Genomic DNA, 15,269 nt, shown 5'->3' with positions numbered 1-15,269 from the left:
TGCATACAGACTAAATCTCTTGTCTTGCTTTATTGAATCAGCTGAGAATAATACAATTTTGGCAGTTGTATACCATCGAGAATGCAGGTAAATCCACATTTTCTCAGCTAAAGAATCTGCTCCAGACGCGTTTCCTGCGCCCTTAAACCTTGGTGCTCGTAAAAGCGCAAAGCACCGAGATTGTCATTCCAAACATTGAGAGTCAAATTATAACAGCCTATTTCTCGAGCGTATTTCAGAGCAAACTGATAAAGCTCGGAACCAATTTTCTGGCCGCGCGCCTTTTCATCCACACACAAATCATCAATAAAAAGTGTTTTATGAGGCACTGCCGGTGCTTTTGCTTCCTGTATGACTGTAAACAGATGGCCCAAAACATGTCCTTCTTTATCCTCATAAACAAAAACAGGCCGCTTCTCATCAGCTATCAATCCCTCCAGCTCATCCCTGCTGTATTTTCCGCCTTTAGCCGTAAATAAATCCGGTCTGGCCTGATGATGAACTAAAAGAATTTGCAGTAAAAGCTTTTCGAGAGCAGGAATATCTGTTTTCTGTGCACGTCTGATTGTCATTTTATTATCTATCCCTCACTTTTTATTCAAGATCCAGCACTGAATGAAAAATGCTGTATTCTTCCTTTATTTATTATAGCACAAGACGGGCTTCTGCTGCACTGATGGCACCTTAAGAAGCGGCTTCCCTTTAACTTTATAGCTCCGAAAAAACAGCTCGGATGATTTTTTAGGCTTTTTAAATTATTTTATGTAATTTGACTGTTTGCTATTGACATCTACCTGTAATAGGTATAAAATTTATATATAAAATATTTATATATAAAAATCTTATACATTATGTGAGTGTGTTTCTATGTATTTTCCCATATCATCTATTTTAATTGAGTACTTGGTGCTTTCTATTATTGAAAAGCAGGATTCCTACGGCTATGAAATCAGTCAGACAATCAAAATTGCTGCGAATATCAAGGAATCTACTCTTTATCCTATTTTAAAGAAATTAGAAAAGGCGGGATTCTTAACCACCTATTCTCAGCGATATCAGGGTCGCAACCGAAAGTATTATGCGATTACCGCAAAAGGGAAGGCACAAACGGCTTATCTTAAGCAGGAATGGCAGGAATATAAGGCTGTACTGGACGGTATTATTGAAGGGAGGATTAGGAAATGACACGTAAGGACTATTTGGAACAACTGGAAAAGTATCTGAGCAAACTGCCCCAGCAGGATTTTGCAGAAGCTATGGAATATTTCACCGAATATTTTGACGAGGCTGGACCCGAAAACGAGGCACAGGTCATTTCAGAACTAGGCAGTCCTAAAGAAGCGGCCAATGAGCTGCTTTATCGGCTTTTGGATGAGAAAATAAATCAAGATTCTCGAAACATGAAACATCGCACTAATCTTATCTGGATTGCTGTCTTAGCCATTTTGGCAAGTCCTATAGCTTTTCCTTTACTCATCACTTTCATTGTCTTGATTTTTACAGCGGTTATTCTGATTTTTAGTCTGCTCCTGGCAGGAGTGAGTGTTGCTGTTGCCTTTTTTATCGCCGGTATAGATTTAGTCATTGAGGCTTTTATGAGCAGTATCGCATCCGATTTTGCCGGTGCGTTGGTAGAATTAGGATTAGGCGGACTTTTTCTGGGACTGCCGCTTCTGTTATTTCTGCTGATACTGCAAATTAGCAAATGGTGCAGCCAGTTGATAGTGTCTTCAGTCCGAAAAGTGGCTGCCAAAGGAAGGAGAAAATCATGAAAAGATGGAAAAAAGTTATCCTGATTGTAGGACTCTGCCTATCTTTTTCAGGTCTAATATTCGTCCAAATCGGTTATAAAGCTGGCGGTTTTCAGTCATTAATTGAGAATAACACCAAAGAAGAACGGTTTGCTTTGCAAGAGAAAGAACTGCACTCTTTCACAGAGCTGGAAGCTGACTTCGATACACTGGATATCAGCATCAAAGAAAGCGATACTAAACAGGCTTATCTCAGCTACTATAATATTAAAGATCACTCTCCCCTGAAGATCAGTAACCGTGATGGCCGGCTCCGCTTGACAGAAAACAGAAAAGTGACCTCTCCTTACAAAAACAGATTCCGTCTGGTATCCATTAGAGATCTCATCTTCTGGCTGCAGCAAAAGCTAACAGATCAGCCAAATGACCCCTATCAAGTCATTCTCTACCTACCTAGAGGAAGCAAACTGGATAAGGCTTCACTGAAAATGAATAGCGGGGATACCAAACTGGCAAGACTATCGGTAAAAACTCTTAGTCTGGAAGCCAAAAACGGTGATGTTTCAATATCAGGGAGCACTTTTAAAAATGGAAAAATGACAATCCGCAACGGAGACTTTAAAACCGCTCACAGCCAATTCCAAAACGGAACTGTTCTGATTTCTAATGGCGACAGCAAACTGAGTACTGTCTCTATGGACAGCTGTGCATTTGAAAGTACAAATGGTGATATTAAAATAGAGGAAGCCACCGTAACAGACAGCCAATTCAGCTTAAAAGAAGGCGATATTAAAGCAAAAAAAATCAGCTTTAAAGGAATTAATACTATCAGTAATCAAAATGGTGATAGTAAAATTGAGCTGGCTTCTTACAATTTATTCGTAACCGCTCAGTCGCAAAATGGAGACTCTACAGTCAGCGGGAAGGCGCTAACTCATTACAAAAGCGATAACCGTCTGACACTATCCAACATCAACGGCGATATTAAAGTGAGGTGAGTTAAGCCATGGCAGCAAAAGAACAGTCTTTTTTCAGCAAGCATATCATTGTCAGCACATTTTTCATTATCCTTAGCATGCTGACTGCAGGCCTATTAGCTGGAGCTGCTTATCTTTTGCCTTTTATTAAAGAAAATGACAGTCTGGCTGCGGGCTTGTCAGCTCTCTTTTACCTCAGTTTTTCCCTCATTTTTGCCAAATTGCTGGCTCATTACTGCTTCCGTTCAACTCTTAACGATTTTCGGATCCGTTTAACAGTTCCTAAAATCAGGTGGCTGATTATCGGCTTCCTTCTGCCTGTATTCGTCCTCGGCAGTCTGTATTTACTGGGCGGCAAACTCAGCTTAAACAGTCTGTCTTGGGGCACTCTCGCTATGGGCAGTCTGGCAGCTCCTATTGTTGAGGAAATTTTTTTCAGAGGATTTTTGATGACACTCTTTGAAATCAAATATTCCAGAACCATAGCTGTTTTAGTTCCCTCGTTGATTTTTGCCCTGCTTCACCTCTTGAACGGTTCGCTTGATTTTTTAATGACCGGGCAGCTGATCATTGCAGGCCTTTCCTTCAGTGCACTCCTTTCTTATAGTGTTTACGAGACCAATTCGATTACTGACAGCGTCCTGATTCATGCCTTTTGGAATTTCTTTACCCTGCTTTTCACTTTCAGCAATTCTTCTTTCTTATTTGGCGGCCGATACGGCATTGACATTTCTCCGGTTGCTGTCCTCGCTTATGTGTTAGCCCTTTTGATAATTTATCTGTTTAGAACGTCAGACAAAAAGAAAGCTTAAATTCAGCCGATCCCATACATGAAAGACTTCTATCAATTTTCAGGAGGCTTTATTATGACACAGACACCATTTCAAAACAGGTTGCTGACACCTCTCATCAGAGCTTGTCTAGTGACCCTCACAGCTTTGCTGCCTATTTGTGCAGTCGCCCTGCCTCTTTTCCTAAACAATCTTCCTCCAATCCTTTATAGCCTTTATGAAATCTTAGTTTGTTTAGCCTATATAGCTTATACCTGGTTTTTTACACGAATAATTGACCGACGCCCTTGGTCAGTTTTGGAATTGAAGCTTGATAAAAATGCCTTAAAGGGGTTTTTGGCCGCTTTATTATTAACAATTGTGATTGTCCTTTTAGGAAGCTGGCTGTCTATTATCTTCTTCCACGACCGCTTTTCCGGTACAGCCCGCTTTGGTCTGCCTGAACTCTGGCATAGCTTTGCACTGTCCTTTTTGCTGCAGGGATTCCCGGAAGAAATGGTTTGGCGCGGCTATCTGGTTCAGACTTTGCAAAAAAAGCCAATGCCAACCTTATTCATATCAAGCACCCTCTTTGCATTAGACCATATTGTTCATATTATTCCTTTCTTTGGCGGCAATCCCTACGACAGTGAAGGCTATCTCACTATTTTTTATGCTTTTTGTCTCGGAATTTTAGCCTTCCTAATGAAATTCCTTTTTCATACCACTTGGGCTGCTGTAGCTGTTCATGGCGGTATGCATATGACTTTGCAACTCCTGACAGCAGTTATCCCTGGCTTTTATGAAACAAAAACCATGATGCTCCTTACTGCTTGTTTAATGCTAGTCGTATCAGCCTTTATAATCTATTACCAGCGTCAAAGATTAGTATCATGGGAAAAACTCCAGCCAAAACAACTATCGCTTGATAACTGATCCTTAGAAACAACCAAAAATAATGGACAGAGCTTTTGTATCGTGATGGAATTGAACACGGTCTAAAATCCTGATGAAGGAGGTAGTATGATGACAGTAATTACAAAGAAAAAATGATTGTTCTCTCCGCTTATCAGAAGTTTGGGAGCCACTATTTTATATTTAGTCCCAAATTATCTGGTTCTGCTTCCCTACCAGAGCCAGAAATTGTTTCCTCAATTTAGCCCAGCTGTTCCTTTTACCCTGCTTTGCCTGATTTATTTGGCTTATACCTGGTTTTTCACTCGGATTATTGACCGCCGCCCTTGGTCTGTCTTAGAATTAAAGCTTGATAAAAATGCTCTACAGGGATTTATGCTATCGCTCCTGCTGACAGCTTTTTTGGTTATTCTCGGTGCAGGGGTGTCCGTTCTGATTTTTCACGATTACTTTTTCAGCAATACATTGACCCTTCCTAATCTTTGGCAGAGTTTCGCTCTTTCTTTTCTGCTTCAGGGGTTCCCAGAAGAAATCGTCTACCGTGGTTATATGGTTCAGACCTTGGAGCGGAAGCCGCTGCCAACTTTGCTGATATCGAGCAGTCTTTTTGCCTTAATGCATATTGTCCATATCATTCCCTTTTTGGGCGGCAGCATCGAAGGATTGTTTAATATCTTTTATGCTTTTTGCTTTGGTATGCTGGCCTGTCTGCTGAAATTCCTTTTTCATACCACTTGGGCTGCTGTGGCTGTTCACGGCGGACTGCACATGACCAGAGAAATTTTATCTATGTTAGGACTGCCTCTGACTCCCAGTATATTTGGTCTTGTCAACGGACTGCTCATGCTGTTAATCGCTGTTTTTCTCCTTTATCGCTACAGAAACAGGCTGACTAGCTGGGAAGCTCTGCAATCTCTCTCAAACAGCTGAAAACCTATAAAAAAGAGGCTACTATGCCTCTTTTTTTATGTCATGGTTAACTATTTACTGCCGATAAAGGACATTGTCTGCATAGTCCTCACCGCCGACCAAATCACTGGTGATATAAAGGCGGTCTTTGTCCCGATCTGAGGTATCCGTATACCCTTCAGCAAAATAGTCTGCCGGCAGTTCAGATCCTGCTTTGATAAAATAAAGATCATAGACAAGACTGCCGTCTGCCGAAGTCAGAGTAGCTAAATAGGTATTGTCATCCAGCTGCTGATAAGGAGTGACTGTGAAATCCGATGTCCCCTGAATGTCACTGCTTTCCAGCCCTTCAGCATTAAAGGTTAAACTGTTGCCGTTGCTGCTCAGCCAAGTACCAACAGCACTGTTATAATCCCCATTAGCCAAAGCTTCCAAATCTAAAGCTAAATCCGTTTGAGATGGAGCCGTATCTTCGTTTGTTTCCGATGAACTGACCAGTGTCTGTTCAGTTGAACTGGAGGCGGTATTGCTAGTTTCTCTATTATTAATATAAGCTGAAACAGCAAAAATGATAAGCCCTAAGGCAAGCAGAACCACTCCCAGAATAAATAGTATCCTCAAAGTATTGCTGTTATCTGATTTTTTACGATGGCGTGCCATAATGTCACTTCTCCTCATTATTTTATTTCTTTCTATTGTACACAATTATTGACAATAAGAACAGTCTTTTTACACAAAAGAAAAGAGATTGCAAAAAAGAGCTGACTTTAAGCAGCATAAATACCAGACAAAACAGCTTTGATAAGACCGTTGCAGACGGGTTTTACGCTTTTGTAAATTTAGGACAAGAAGTGCCCCAGTTTAGCTCATTTTATAGAAATAAATTTTTGATGCAGCGACAGTCTGAAATCCTTATCTGAGCAGGCCGTAATTTCAGATGTTCGTCTTACACAGTCTATTGAAGTATTTAATTTCTGCGCAAATACTAATCAGCCATCCTGACCAACTGTACAGAGTTGGAAGAAATCATATCCAACTGATAATATCAGCCTGAAGCTAGGAATTGAGGGATAGTGGAGGAAATGGTATCGTCTGAAGTTTTAACACACTCTCTTTAAAAGATTGCTTTCTTAAAAGCAAAACTGACTGCAATAGAGAGCCAGCCGGCTGGACTTAAGCGAAAATATCAGCTAATCTTTGTCTTTATAAGCTTTTTTCTATCGTTCACTGATTATTATTGACGGCATTTATTATATCTGCAGCTATTTTTTCTTGTGCTGAATCTGAAAAACCATGTCCTTCTCCTTTAAGCTGTGTTAAAACAGCATGAGGAAAAGTATCGCCAGCTCTTTCTGCATAAGACATAGGGACTAAATCATCGTCAGTTCCGTGGAAGATGCCAACGTCTCCACCATACTGACCTATTTTGTCATAGATATCATAGTCCCAAATATCAGTAAAATAGCGGCTTCCAACTGTCAAGCCCATTAAGTTGTAGGTCTCAGGAATAGCTTCTGCGGACTCAAAACGGTCATGAGCATCATCAAAGAGTGAAAAAGCGGGATAAAGCAGAAATAACCCTTTAACCATTTTTGGATTTTCTGCTGCGGTAATACTGGAAACAACACCTCCTTGACTGGCTCCTAACAAGAAAATATTATCGCTGTCAGCAAACTCCTGATTACGAATAACAGCCAGAGCGTCTTCAAGATTTTGTACTTCTGTCAAAACAGACATATCAGTCATTTCTCCCTCACTCTGGCCGGGAGAGTAACCTGAACCGCCCGCAAAATCAAAAGCATAAACAGCGATACCGCTTGAGGCTAAATATTCCTGCAAAGTCAGCTCCTGTTCATGATTGCCGCCAAAACCATGGCTGAAGACGACCGTCACAGCAGGCTTATTTGTCTGGGGAATTAAGGCCCGTCCATAAATAGTATGACCGTCACTTTCAAAAGAAATGTCCCGACTGGTAAACTGGTATTGCTCTGATATTGCTTCATCAGTTACACCGTTATTTGTTCCAGTCCGCTTGCCATAATAACTTAGCCAATAAAAAACAGATAAAAAAACAGCTGCTGCAATCAGTATGATAATAAGATACTTCGTTTTTGTCATTTTTAGAATTCTCCTGCAGTTTGTATCATAAAGGTCTGCTGTTCTCTTTAAATAGGTTACAACCATAGCGCTGATTTAAATTTTTTTCCGGACAGAAAATAGTAAACCAGCGCCTTTCATATTCAAAAAAAGAATGGGACAGATTAACCGAATAATCTCTCCCAGACCCTTCAAAAACTTAGATATACCTTTTAACAAATGCCTCAATGTCAGCAAATGGAATTTTATCCTTCTGGTCATATAGATCACAGTGGCTGGCACCTGGAACAGTCAGCATTTGCTTATTATCACCTTTGAGTTTGGCGAAAGCGTCTTTACCCATATAGTAGGAATGAGCTGCATCGCCGTGAACAAGAAGCACAGCATTGCGAATTTCATCCGTATAATAAAGGAAGCGTGTATTAGCAAAGCTGGTGTTTGACTGAACTGCCCAGCCATCATTGGAATTTAGACTGCGGCTGTGGTAGCCGCGAGGCTGTTTGTAGTAAGCATAATAGTCCTTAACAAACTGCGGTGCATCTTCGGGCAGCGGATCAACCACACCGCCTGCCAGTTTATAGGTACCATTCTTATAATCTTCTGTCCTTTGACTGCTAAGAGACAAGCGCTGCTCATAGCGAGCTGCCTCATTATCCGCCGCATCATTGTATCCATTGCCAGCAACACGTGACATATCATACATAGTAGAAACAACGGTTACCTTGATACGAGGATCAATAGCTGCTGCATTTAAGGCAATGCCGCCCCAGCCACAGACTCCGATAATTCCGATTCTTTCAGCGTCCACTTCAGTCAGTGTAGACAGAAAATCAACAGCTGCCTGAAAATCTTCTGTATTGATATCCGGTGACTGCATATAGCGCGGAAAACCGCCTGATTCACCTGTATAGGAAGGATCAAAAGCGATAGTCAGATAACCGCGTTCTGCCATCTCCTGTGCATACAGGCCAGATGACTGCTCCTTAACCGCACCAAATGGACCCGAAACTGCCAAAGCCGGTAATTTCCCTTGAGAATCTTTAGGCGTGTACATATCAGCCACTAAAGTAATTCCGAAATGGTTATGAAAGGTTACTTTTTGATGATTGACTTTATCGCTTTTAGGAAATACCTTATCCCATTCTTGAGTTAAATGTAAAACTTCTTCTGTCATGAATTTTCTCTCTTTCTATTGATTTATTTTATTATAAAAGATTTTGAAACCATAGGCAAATACTTATTTTATATAGATATTATGCTTGAAAAGCATGGTATTTATCGCCTGAAATACATCTTACTCATCTGCTTAATACCAGTCGTGTTTTTCCTCACGCTCCAGCTCAGCAATAGCTGCCATTTCTGCTTCCGTTAATTCAAAATCAAAAATATCTTGATTTTCCTTTTGATGATCCGGATTGCTGGAGCCGGGAATAGTCACAATATGCCTTTGCTGTTCCCATCGGAGAATAATCTGGGCGACTGATTTATGATATTTTTGGGCAATCTGCTCCAAAGTACTATCATTCAGCAGCTCTTCCTGATAGCCGCGTCCACCCAAAGGGTACCAAGCTTCCACTACGATGCCTAGACTCTGAATATAGTCTGTAACTTCCTGGTCTTGATAGTAAGGGTGAATTTCATTTTGGACTAAAGCAGGCATGACTTCAACCCGAGGAAGAAAAGCTTCTAGTTCTTCAACATAATAATTGGATAAACCGATGGATGTAATCTTGCCGTCACGCTGATACTGTTCCAGAGCCTGATAGGCCTTAACATCATTATCCCCAGGGTGATGAAGCAGCATTAAATCAATATAGTCTGTTCCTAATCTTTCCAGGGCTTGGTCAATCGCTTCTTCCGGATGGTCAAACTGACTGGGGTAAATTTTTGTCGTAATAAAAATATCTTCACGGGGGATGCCTGATTCTTCAATCGCTTGACCGATCTCAGCTTCATTACTGTACATATAAGCTGTGTCAATCAAGCGGTAGCCTTGATTAAGAGCGCTTTTAACAGCTTCTTTAACTGTATCACCGCTCAAACTGTAGGTTCCCAGACCATAAATCGGCATAGTATTGCCATCATTTAAGGTAACGGTTTGGTTATCTGTGTTAAATACCGGCTGGATAATAGTTTTGCCTTTCAAAACATCACTAGTTTTGTTTTTTTCTTCTGAGGTTTCATTATTCCAGAATATAAAAATCAAGAGACCGAGGGTAAAAAGAACTGCTAAACCGTAGAATAAATAACTTTTTTTCATTTTTTCTGCCCTCCTCCTAAAATATTGTTAAATCAGCAGAGTGAGTCATTAATCTTTTTCAAGCTGTCAAAATATCCAGAGTCCTATTCAGTTTCTGCACCTGCCTTTTCTTTTTGCTTACTGACCCATGCTTGGCGAATAAGAATAGCAAGAAAGCCGAGTGCGAACATAATGATACTGCCAAGAAGAGCAAACGCTGTTCCTTTTCCTGATCTGATAAAGAAACCGCAGAAGGAAGTGCCCAGAGTCACCCCCAGATTGGCGGCCGCTAGGAAGAGACCGTTGGCAAAATCGGGCGCATCTCCGCCAACATTGTAGATTAAGTATTGGTTGACATTGCCCTCTATCCCTGCTAACACTCCGAAGATCAGCAGTAAGATTATTGCCGGCAGAGCAGCCCCTCCAAAAAGGAAGAGCAGGATATAGTCTGCAATCAGTACCAGCGGCAGGCTAATCAGCAAACGCTTGGGTATTTTAGCTAATAACTGGCCTGCCAGACCATTACCGACAATATTAGCTGCACCAATCCCTAATAATAAGAGACTGATTAGATTAACATGCAAATGCGAAACCGTATCCAGAAAATCAGACAGGTAAGCATTAAAACCGAAAACAGCTCCATTGAGCAGAAGCACACTGATTATAGATATCCAAATGGTTTTACGTGTCAACAGGCGGAGCTGTTCTCCGTAAGAGAGGCCTTTTTCAGCAGGGAGCGATGGTACCAAAAAAATAGTTGCCAGAAAAACGATGATGTTAATGGCTGCAAAAAAGGTCATAGCTGCCTGCAGGGACAAATGGTTAGCCAGAAAATTAGAAACAGGAACTCCCAGCAATGAGCCAGCTGATACTCCCATAAAAACCCGTGCTATAGCCTTTTGTGATTCCTCAATCGGTACCGAGGTAGCCGCTACTGTCATGGCCAACGAAACATAGACAGGATGAAAAACAGCCGGCAATATCCTTATCAGCAGGAGAAAAGTAAAATTAGGCGCAAAAACAGCAGCCAGAGTACTGAAAGCAAAAGCACCTGTTGCCAGCAACATAACAGTCTTGCGATTAATTCTTGAAAACAGCAGAGGCATAGTCGGGCCGGCAAAAGCAACTACCAAAGCAAAGGCTGATACCAGCAGCCCCGCCCTTGTCAAAGGGACATTATAATAACGGGCAATATGAGGCACAATACCGGTAATCCCCATCTCAGTATTTAAAATGCTGAACACACCAAGTGTTAAAAGCGGTACCAATAAACGGTTCTTTTTAGTCATAACTTCCTTCCTGTTTGCCTGCTGTATTCATCTGCGGCAGGGCATAATGTGATGTTATTTGTCATTTTCTTCAAAACTTACTGTGACAGCCCGGCCGGACATGGCTTGGCTAAAACCTTTGATATCGTTAACACTGCCAATTTCACTAAATTTAAAAGACGAGGCCGTTTCGTCATAGAAAAAGGTCAGCTCGTTTGTCTGATAAAGCAGCAGACTGCCGGCTGTGATTTGGCGGCAGGGCCTCGGATCCTGAGGTAAGCTGTCCGTCAAAAGATAAAATTTCTCATTGCCATTGACATCCTGCATATCAAGTTCAAGCGGCAGCAAGCCAGCAAAAGCAGCTGCTGTTTTATTGTCTGCTAAATCCATCTGAAAGGGCTGCCGGTTAACTGTAATCGTTATTTTCATAGTTCATCCAATCCGGTAAAAGTAACAGAGAGACTGCCGGTACCGAGGGTGCTCGTTAGCCTTTCTGTATCAAGAATCCTGCCTAAATCTGTGTAGGTATAGGAAGAGAAAAAATCTTTATAAAAAAGAGCAAGACCGTTTCCCGACCACAATTTTAAATCACCTGCCCGAATCTGTTCAGCGGGCTGGTTATCTACAGTGAAATGTGTCTCTAAATGCTTATATTTCTCATTGCCGTTGACATCTTCCATTATTACCGTCAGCGGCAGCAAAGCCACAAATTCCTGTGCTGCTTGACTGTTATTTAATTCAACCTCAAAGGTTTGATTATTGATAATAGCTTGTATCATTTTGTTCTCCTGCTGATTTTTCAAACGTCTTTTATTTTTTCTGCATTGTCATCGGCTTTGAGCTGAAAACAGTGTTTAGATATCAGCCTCTTCTTTGTACTGTTGGACGGCCTGAACAAAACGCCTTACCCCGTCCTGCAGCACTGCTTTGGGACAGGCGTAATTCCAGCGAATAAACTGCCGGCCGTTGCCGCCGAAAATCTCACCGTCTGATAATATCAGGCCTGTCTTTCGGCGAATATAGTCGCAAAGCGCTTTGCTGTCCTGACTGACAGCCGAGCAGTCTAGCCAGGCTAAATAAGTGGCCTGTGCAGAAACAAAATGCAGTTCAGGAAAACGCAGCCGAATTTGTTCCAACAGATAGCGGCGGTTCTCTGCCAAATAATGATTGAGCTGATTCAGCCAATGCTCCCCTTCATTAAAAGCAGCTTCTGTCGCCTGAACGGCAAAACTGTTAGGCTCAGCAACTTCATCTGTATTGATGGCACGCTTGACCTGCTGATACAAATCACGGTTGGGAACCATGATAGCTGAAGTCTGTAAACCGGCAATATTAAAAGCCTTTGACGGGGAAAGACAGGTCATAGTTATTTGAGCGATATCTTCTGCAACAGCAGCGAACGGAGTGTAGGTATAATCAGGATGTGTCAAATCACAGTGGACCTCGTCAGATAAAATCAATACTCCATATTTCAGGCACAGTGTCCCGATTTTTCGTAAATCTTCCGGACTCCAAACCTTCCCGGTTGGATTATGAGGATTGCAGAATATAAGCAGACGCGTTTGAGGAAGCGATAATTTTTCTTCCAAATCGTCATAATCGACAGTGTATTCTCCCTCGTGGTAGCCCAGCGGACTTTCCAGCACCTGACGGTTGTTGTTGATAATAGAATGGTAAAAAATATTATAAACAGGTGACAAAAGAAGAACATAATCTTCAGGGACAGTTACTTTGCGGACAATAGAAGAAACTGCAGGTACTGCACCAGTACAAAAGAGCAACCAGTCTTTTTCGATCTTATAATTGTGTCTGCGCTGCCACCAAGACACATAAGCCTCAAAAAAAGAGTCAGGAACAATATTGTAGCCTAGGGCTCCCTGCGATAGGCGTTTCTGAACAGCTGCAGCAATCTCCGGAGCTGTAGCGAAATCCATATCTGCTACCCACATAGGCAGTTCCTCTTGACTGACATCCCATTTATAAGAATTGACTTGCCGGCGGCTGATTACCTGATCAAAATCATACTGCATGTGTCACACGCTCCTTTCTTAAACGGATTTCTGTCCGGCTTCTGTCAATATCAGGATCATCGAAGATAATATCATGGATACAGTCTGCAGCAATATGGCCGGAAATCGGATTTTTAATACTGATAATGTCAGATTTTATATCCGCTTCTACTGTCGAATATTCAAAAAGCAAATCAGAATGAAGCAGTTGACAGTTTTCCATATGCAGATTTTTCATATAGCAAAATCCCTGATTGCTTTCGACAGTACAATTAATCAAAGTGATATTTTCAGAATTCCAGCCGAAGTATTCCCCTATAATCGTTGAATCACGGATGACAACATTCTTGCAGTTCCAAAAAGCATCCTTAGTCAGCAAAGTGGCATGGCTGATGTCAAGATTTTCGGCCCCGTCAAAAGCATAGTTGCCGACAATTTTTAAATGGTCCGCTGTAATATTACGGCTGCTCATTGCGAAATAATCGCCGGTAATTTCAACATGTTCTAAATTAATATCTGAGCAGTTCCACATGCTTTCCTGTGCATCAGACATATGAACGTCTTTTAAGCTGATATGTGAGCTGCGGCGGAATGTTTTAGGAGCCTGAATCAAACTGTTGCTTATCTCGATATGATGAGTATACCAGATGCCTGAACGCGCTGTATCCAGCAGGCTGATATGGTCAGCTTTGATTGCCTGTGAATACCATAAAGGATATTTCCAGCGGAAAATGGTATCTGTCAAATGGATATTACGGCTTTCCTTTAGAGGGGATTCTCCATCTTCAAAGACAGAACGGCTGATTTTTGCATTTTTTTCTTGAAAACAAGCCCGTTCACCACTTAATCGCTTTTGATCAATCATTTTCATTGCTTATACTCCCTCGAAAACAAGATATAAAGGCCGTTAAGAAATCCGTATGAAAATGGCGGTAAGCCAGAAATCTATGATTTCGTTGACGCACCCCTGCCAAGATGACTAGAAGGGTGCGGTCGTCTGTCAAGACGGCAAGGCCTTCAGTCAGCTACGGCTAGAGCTATTCTGGACTGTCACCGCACCAAGACGGACTTCCTCTCTTTCACTAGGATTTTAGGCCGTGTTCAGTTCAAACAAGATATAAAGGCCGTTAAGAACGCAAAGAAAAAATAGGCGTCCGACCGCTGAGTCACTAAAGACTCAAGAAAGGACGGTCTTTTTCTCGCAGCGTTTAGGCCGTGTTCAGTTCCAAAAAAATGAAGGAATTTTTTTGCAGCAGCAGGCCAAATCTGTTTAAATTTCTGCCTTCTCTTCTTTACCTTTATAGCTTATCATGTTATAATCTATATAACAAATACTTATATCAAATACAAACTATTACTTTAAACTATAGGAGCGCCTATGGATATTCGTGTCTTAAATTATTTTGTCACTATTGTACAGACAAAAAGCATTTCCAATGCAGCCGGTGTCCTGCATGTCACTCAGCCGACTCTTTCCCGCCAAATCAAAGATTTGGAAGAGGAATTAGAAACCCTTTTGTTTCACCGCGGCAGCCGGGAAATCCAGCTGACAGAAGATGGGCAGTACCTTTATAACCGTGCTGTTGAAATCTTGGCTTTAGTTGATAAAACCCAAAGCAATCTGCGTAAATCAGATGATATTTCAGGGGAAATTTATATAGGGGCGGCTGAAAGTCAGTCCTTGGATATCCTCGCACAAGCTATTAAAATCTTAACGGATACCTATCCTGAAACTCAGGTTCATCTCCGCAGCGGCAATGCCGATGATATTCTGGAGCAGCTCAATCATGGCGTTTACGATCTCGGCGCCGTTATTGGCAGCTATGACAATAAAAAGTATCATCACATCAGCCTTGAAAACCGTGACCGCTGGGGAGTTTTGGTCCCCAAAAGTCACCCTTTGACACAGATAGAACGACCAGAACTCAAAGATGTTATCAAATACCCGCTGATTGTATCTGCTCAGTCAACTATTGAACCGACTATTTTTGCAGGACTTGGAGATTATCGAATTGTGGCAAGCTACAATCTTCTTTATAATGCTTCTCTGCTCGTTAAGGCTGGCGTAGGAATCGCTTTATGTTTAGATGGTATTATCGATACCTCTTATGATGGCAGCGAGCTTCAATTCATCCCTTTCAGCCAGAAGAATTTTGATCCTCTGCAAATTATCTGGAAAAAACAAAGCAGTCAGTCTGCTGCAGCCAAAAAATTTTTAGACATTCTGCAGACGGTTATCTCTAACTAAAACAGAGGAAAACTGACCAAAGTCATGCTCTGCTTGCTGTATTGGCGCAATAGACAAAGATGCGTTCCTGTATAAAAAACTATTTT

At 41.6% G+C, this 15,269-nt stretch carries 17 protein-coding genes; 7 read left to right on the top strand and 10 right to left on the bottom strand.

Going from position 1 to position 15,269, the window contains the following annotated elements:
• Window positions 1-107 precede the first annotated feature (107 nt).
• Window positions 108-572 (bottom strand): GNAT family N-acetyltransferase, encoded by a 465-nt coding sequence (locus DDV21_RS05020; protein ID WP_116877344.1) that lies wholly within the window; start codon window positions 570-572, stop codon window positions 108-110.
• A gap of 295 nt (window positions 573-867) precedes the next feature.
• On the opposite strand from DDV21_RS05020, the gene DDV21_RS05015 reads away from it, so the two are divergent.
• The 6 genes from DDV21_RS05015 to DDV21_RS04990 all read left to right on the top strand — a co-directional run bounded on the left by DDV21_RS05015 (window position 868) and on the right by DDV21_RS04990 (window position 5,343).
• A complete protein-coding gene (locus DDV21_RS05015) occupies window positions 868-1,185 on the top strand; it encodes a PadR family transcriptional regulator (protein ID WP_116877345.1) in 318 nt (105 codons plus the stop codon).
• Window positions 1,182-1,772: a DUF1700 domain-containing protein gene (locus DDV21_RS05010; protein WP_116877346.1), complete on the top strand. Its 591-nt coding sequence runs from the start codon at window positions 1,182-1,184 to the stop codon at window positions 1,770-1,772. The genes DDV21_RS05015 and DDV21_RS05010 overlap by 4 nt, the downstream gene beginning before the upstream one ends.
• The gene (locus DDV21_RS05005) at window positions 1,769-2,749 is read left to right on the top strand and encodes a DUF4097 family beta strand repeat-containing protein (protein ID WP_162886287.1); all 981 of its coding nucleotides are present in this window, start codon (window positions 1,769-1,771) and stop codon (window positions 2,747-2,749) included. Before DDV21_RS05010 ends, DDV21_RS05005 begins: the two co-directional genes overlap by 4 nt.
• An 8-nt stretch (window positions 2,750-2,757) precedes the next feature.
• Entirely contained in the window at window positions 2,758-3,540 is a 783-nt protein-coding gene (locus tag DDV21_RS05000; RefSeq protein ID WP_116877348.1) for a CPBP family intramembrane glutamic endopeptidase, read from the top strand.
• A 54-nt stretch (window positions 3,541-3,594) separates the two neighbouring features.
• A complete protein-coding gene (locus DDV21_RS04995) occupies window positions 3,595-4,434 on the top strand; it encodes a CPBP family intramembrane glutamic endopeptidase (protein WP_162886286.1) in 840 nt (279 codons plus the stop codon).
• A gap of 141 nt (window positions 4,435-4,575) precedes the next feature.
• On the top strand, window positions 4,576-5,343 hold the full coding sequence (locus DDV21_RS04990) for a CPBP family intramembrane glutamic endopeptidase (protein WP_142917732.1): 768 nt from the start codon (window positions 4,576-4,578) through the stop codon (window positions 5,341-5,343).
• A gap of 54 nt (window positions 5,344-5,397) precedes the next feature.
• On the opposite strand, the gene DDV21_RS04985 is transcribed toward DDV21_RS04990, so the two are convergent.
• From DDV21_RS04985 to DDV21_RS04945, 9 genes are all read right to left on the bottom strand, one after another.
• Window positions 5,398-5,982 carry a DUF6287 domain-containing protein gene (locus tag DDV21_RS04985; RefSeq protein ID WP_116877351.1) on the bottom strand — a complete coding sequence of 195 codons (585 nt, stop codon included), beginning with the start codon at window positions 5,980-5,982 and terminating at the stop codon, window positions 5,398-5,400.
• A 564-nt stretch (window positions 5,983-6,546) separates the two neighbouring features.
• On the bottom strand, window positions 6,547-7,440 hold the full coding sequence (locus DDV21_RS04980) for an alpha/beta hydrolase family protein (RefSeq protein ID WP_116877352.1): 894 nt from the start codon (window positions 7,438-7,440) through the stop codon (window positions 6,547-6,549).
• A 178-nt stretch (window positions 7,441-7,618) separates the two neighbouring features.
• Window positions 7,619-8,593 (bottom strand): alpha/beta hydrolase, encoded by a 975-nt coding sequence (locus tag DDV21_RS04975; RefSeq protein WP_116877353.1) that lies wholly within the window; start codon window positions 8,591-8,593, stop codon window positions 7,619-7,621.
• Between the two features lie 132 nt (window positions 8,594-8,725).
• The gene (locus DDV21_RS04970) at window positions 8,726-9,679 is read right to left on the bottom strand and encodes an aldo/keto reductase (protein WP_116877354.1); all 954 of its coding nucleotides are present in this window, start codon (window positions 9,677-9,679) and stop codon (window positions 8,726-8,728) included.
• Window positions 9,680-9,762: 83 nt separating this feature from the next.
• Window positions 9,763-10,947, bottom strand: a complete 1,185-nt coding sequence (locus DDV21_RS04965) for an MFS transporter (RefSeq protein WP_116877355.1) — start codon at window positions 10,945-10,947, stop codon at window positions 9,763-9,765.
• Between the two features lie 54 nt (window positions 10,948-11,001).
• The gene (locus DDV21_RS04960) at window positions 11,002-11,355 is read right to left on the bottom strand and encodes a cyclophilin-like fold protein (RefSeq protein ID WP_116877356.1); all 354 of its coding nucleotides are present in this window, start codon (window positions 11,353-11,355) and stop codon (window positions 11,002-11,004) included.
• Window positions 11,352-11,705, bottom strand: coding sequence for a cyclophilin-like fold protein (locus DDV21_RS04955; protein ID WP_116877357.1), 354 nt, complete (start codon window positions 11,703-11,705; stop codon window positions 11,352-11,354). The genes DDV21_RS04960 and DDV21_RS04955 overlap by 4 nt, the downstream gene beginning before the upstream one ends.
• A 75-nt stretch (window positions 11,706-11,780) precedes the next feature.
• Window positions 11,781-12,956 carry a MalY/PatB family protein gene (locus tag DDV21_RS04950; RefSeq protein WP_116877358.1) on the bottom strand — a complete coding sequence of 392 codons (1,176 nt, stop codon included), beginning with the start codon at window positions 12,954-12,956 and terminating at the stop codon, window positions 11,781-11,783.
• The gene (locus tag DDV21_RS04945) at window positions 12,946-13,806 is read right to left on the bottom strand and encodes a DUF3737 family protein (RefSeq protein WP_116877359.1); all 861 of its coding nucleotides are present in this window, start codon (window positions 13,804-13,806) and stop codon (window positions 12,946-12,948) included. Before DDV21_RS04945 ends, DDV21_RS04950 begins: the two co-directional genes overlap by 11 nt.
• Window positions 13,807-14,313: 507 nt before the next feature.
• Between DDV21_RS04945 and DDV21_RS04940 the strand changes: the two genes are divergently transcribed.
• The gene (locus tag DDV21_RS04940; RefSeq protein WP_116877360.1) at window positions 14,314-15,183 is read left to right on the top strand and encodes a LysR family transcriptional regulator; all 870 of its coding nucleotides are present in this window, start codon (window positions 14,314-14,316) and stop codon (window positions 15,181-15,183) included.
• Window positions 15,184-15,269: the final 86 nt, after the last annotated feature.

Source organism: Streptococcus chenjunshii, from assembly GCF_003086355.1.
Classification (GTDB): Bacteria; Bacillota; Bacilli; order Lactobacillales; family Streptococcaceae; genus Streptococcus; species Streptococcus chenjunshii.
This window is presented reverse-complemented; position numbering and strand designations above follow the sequence as displayed.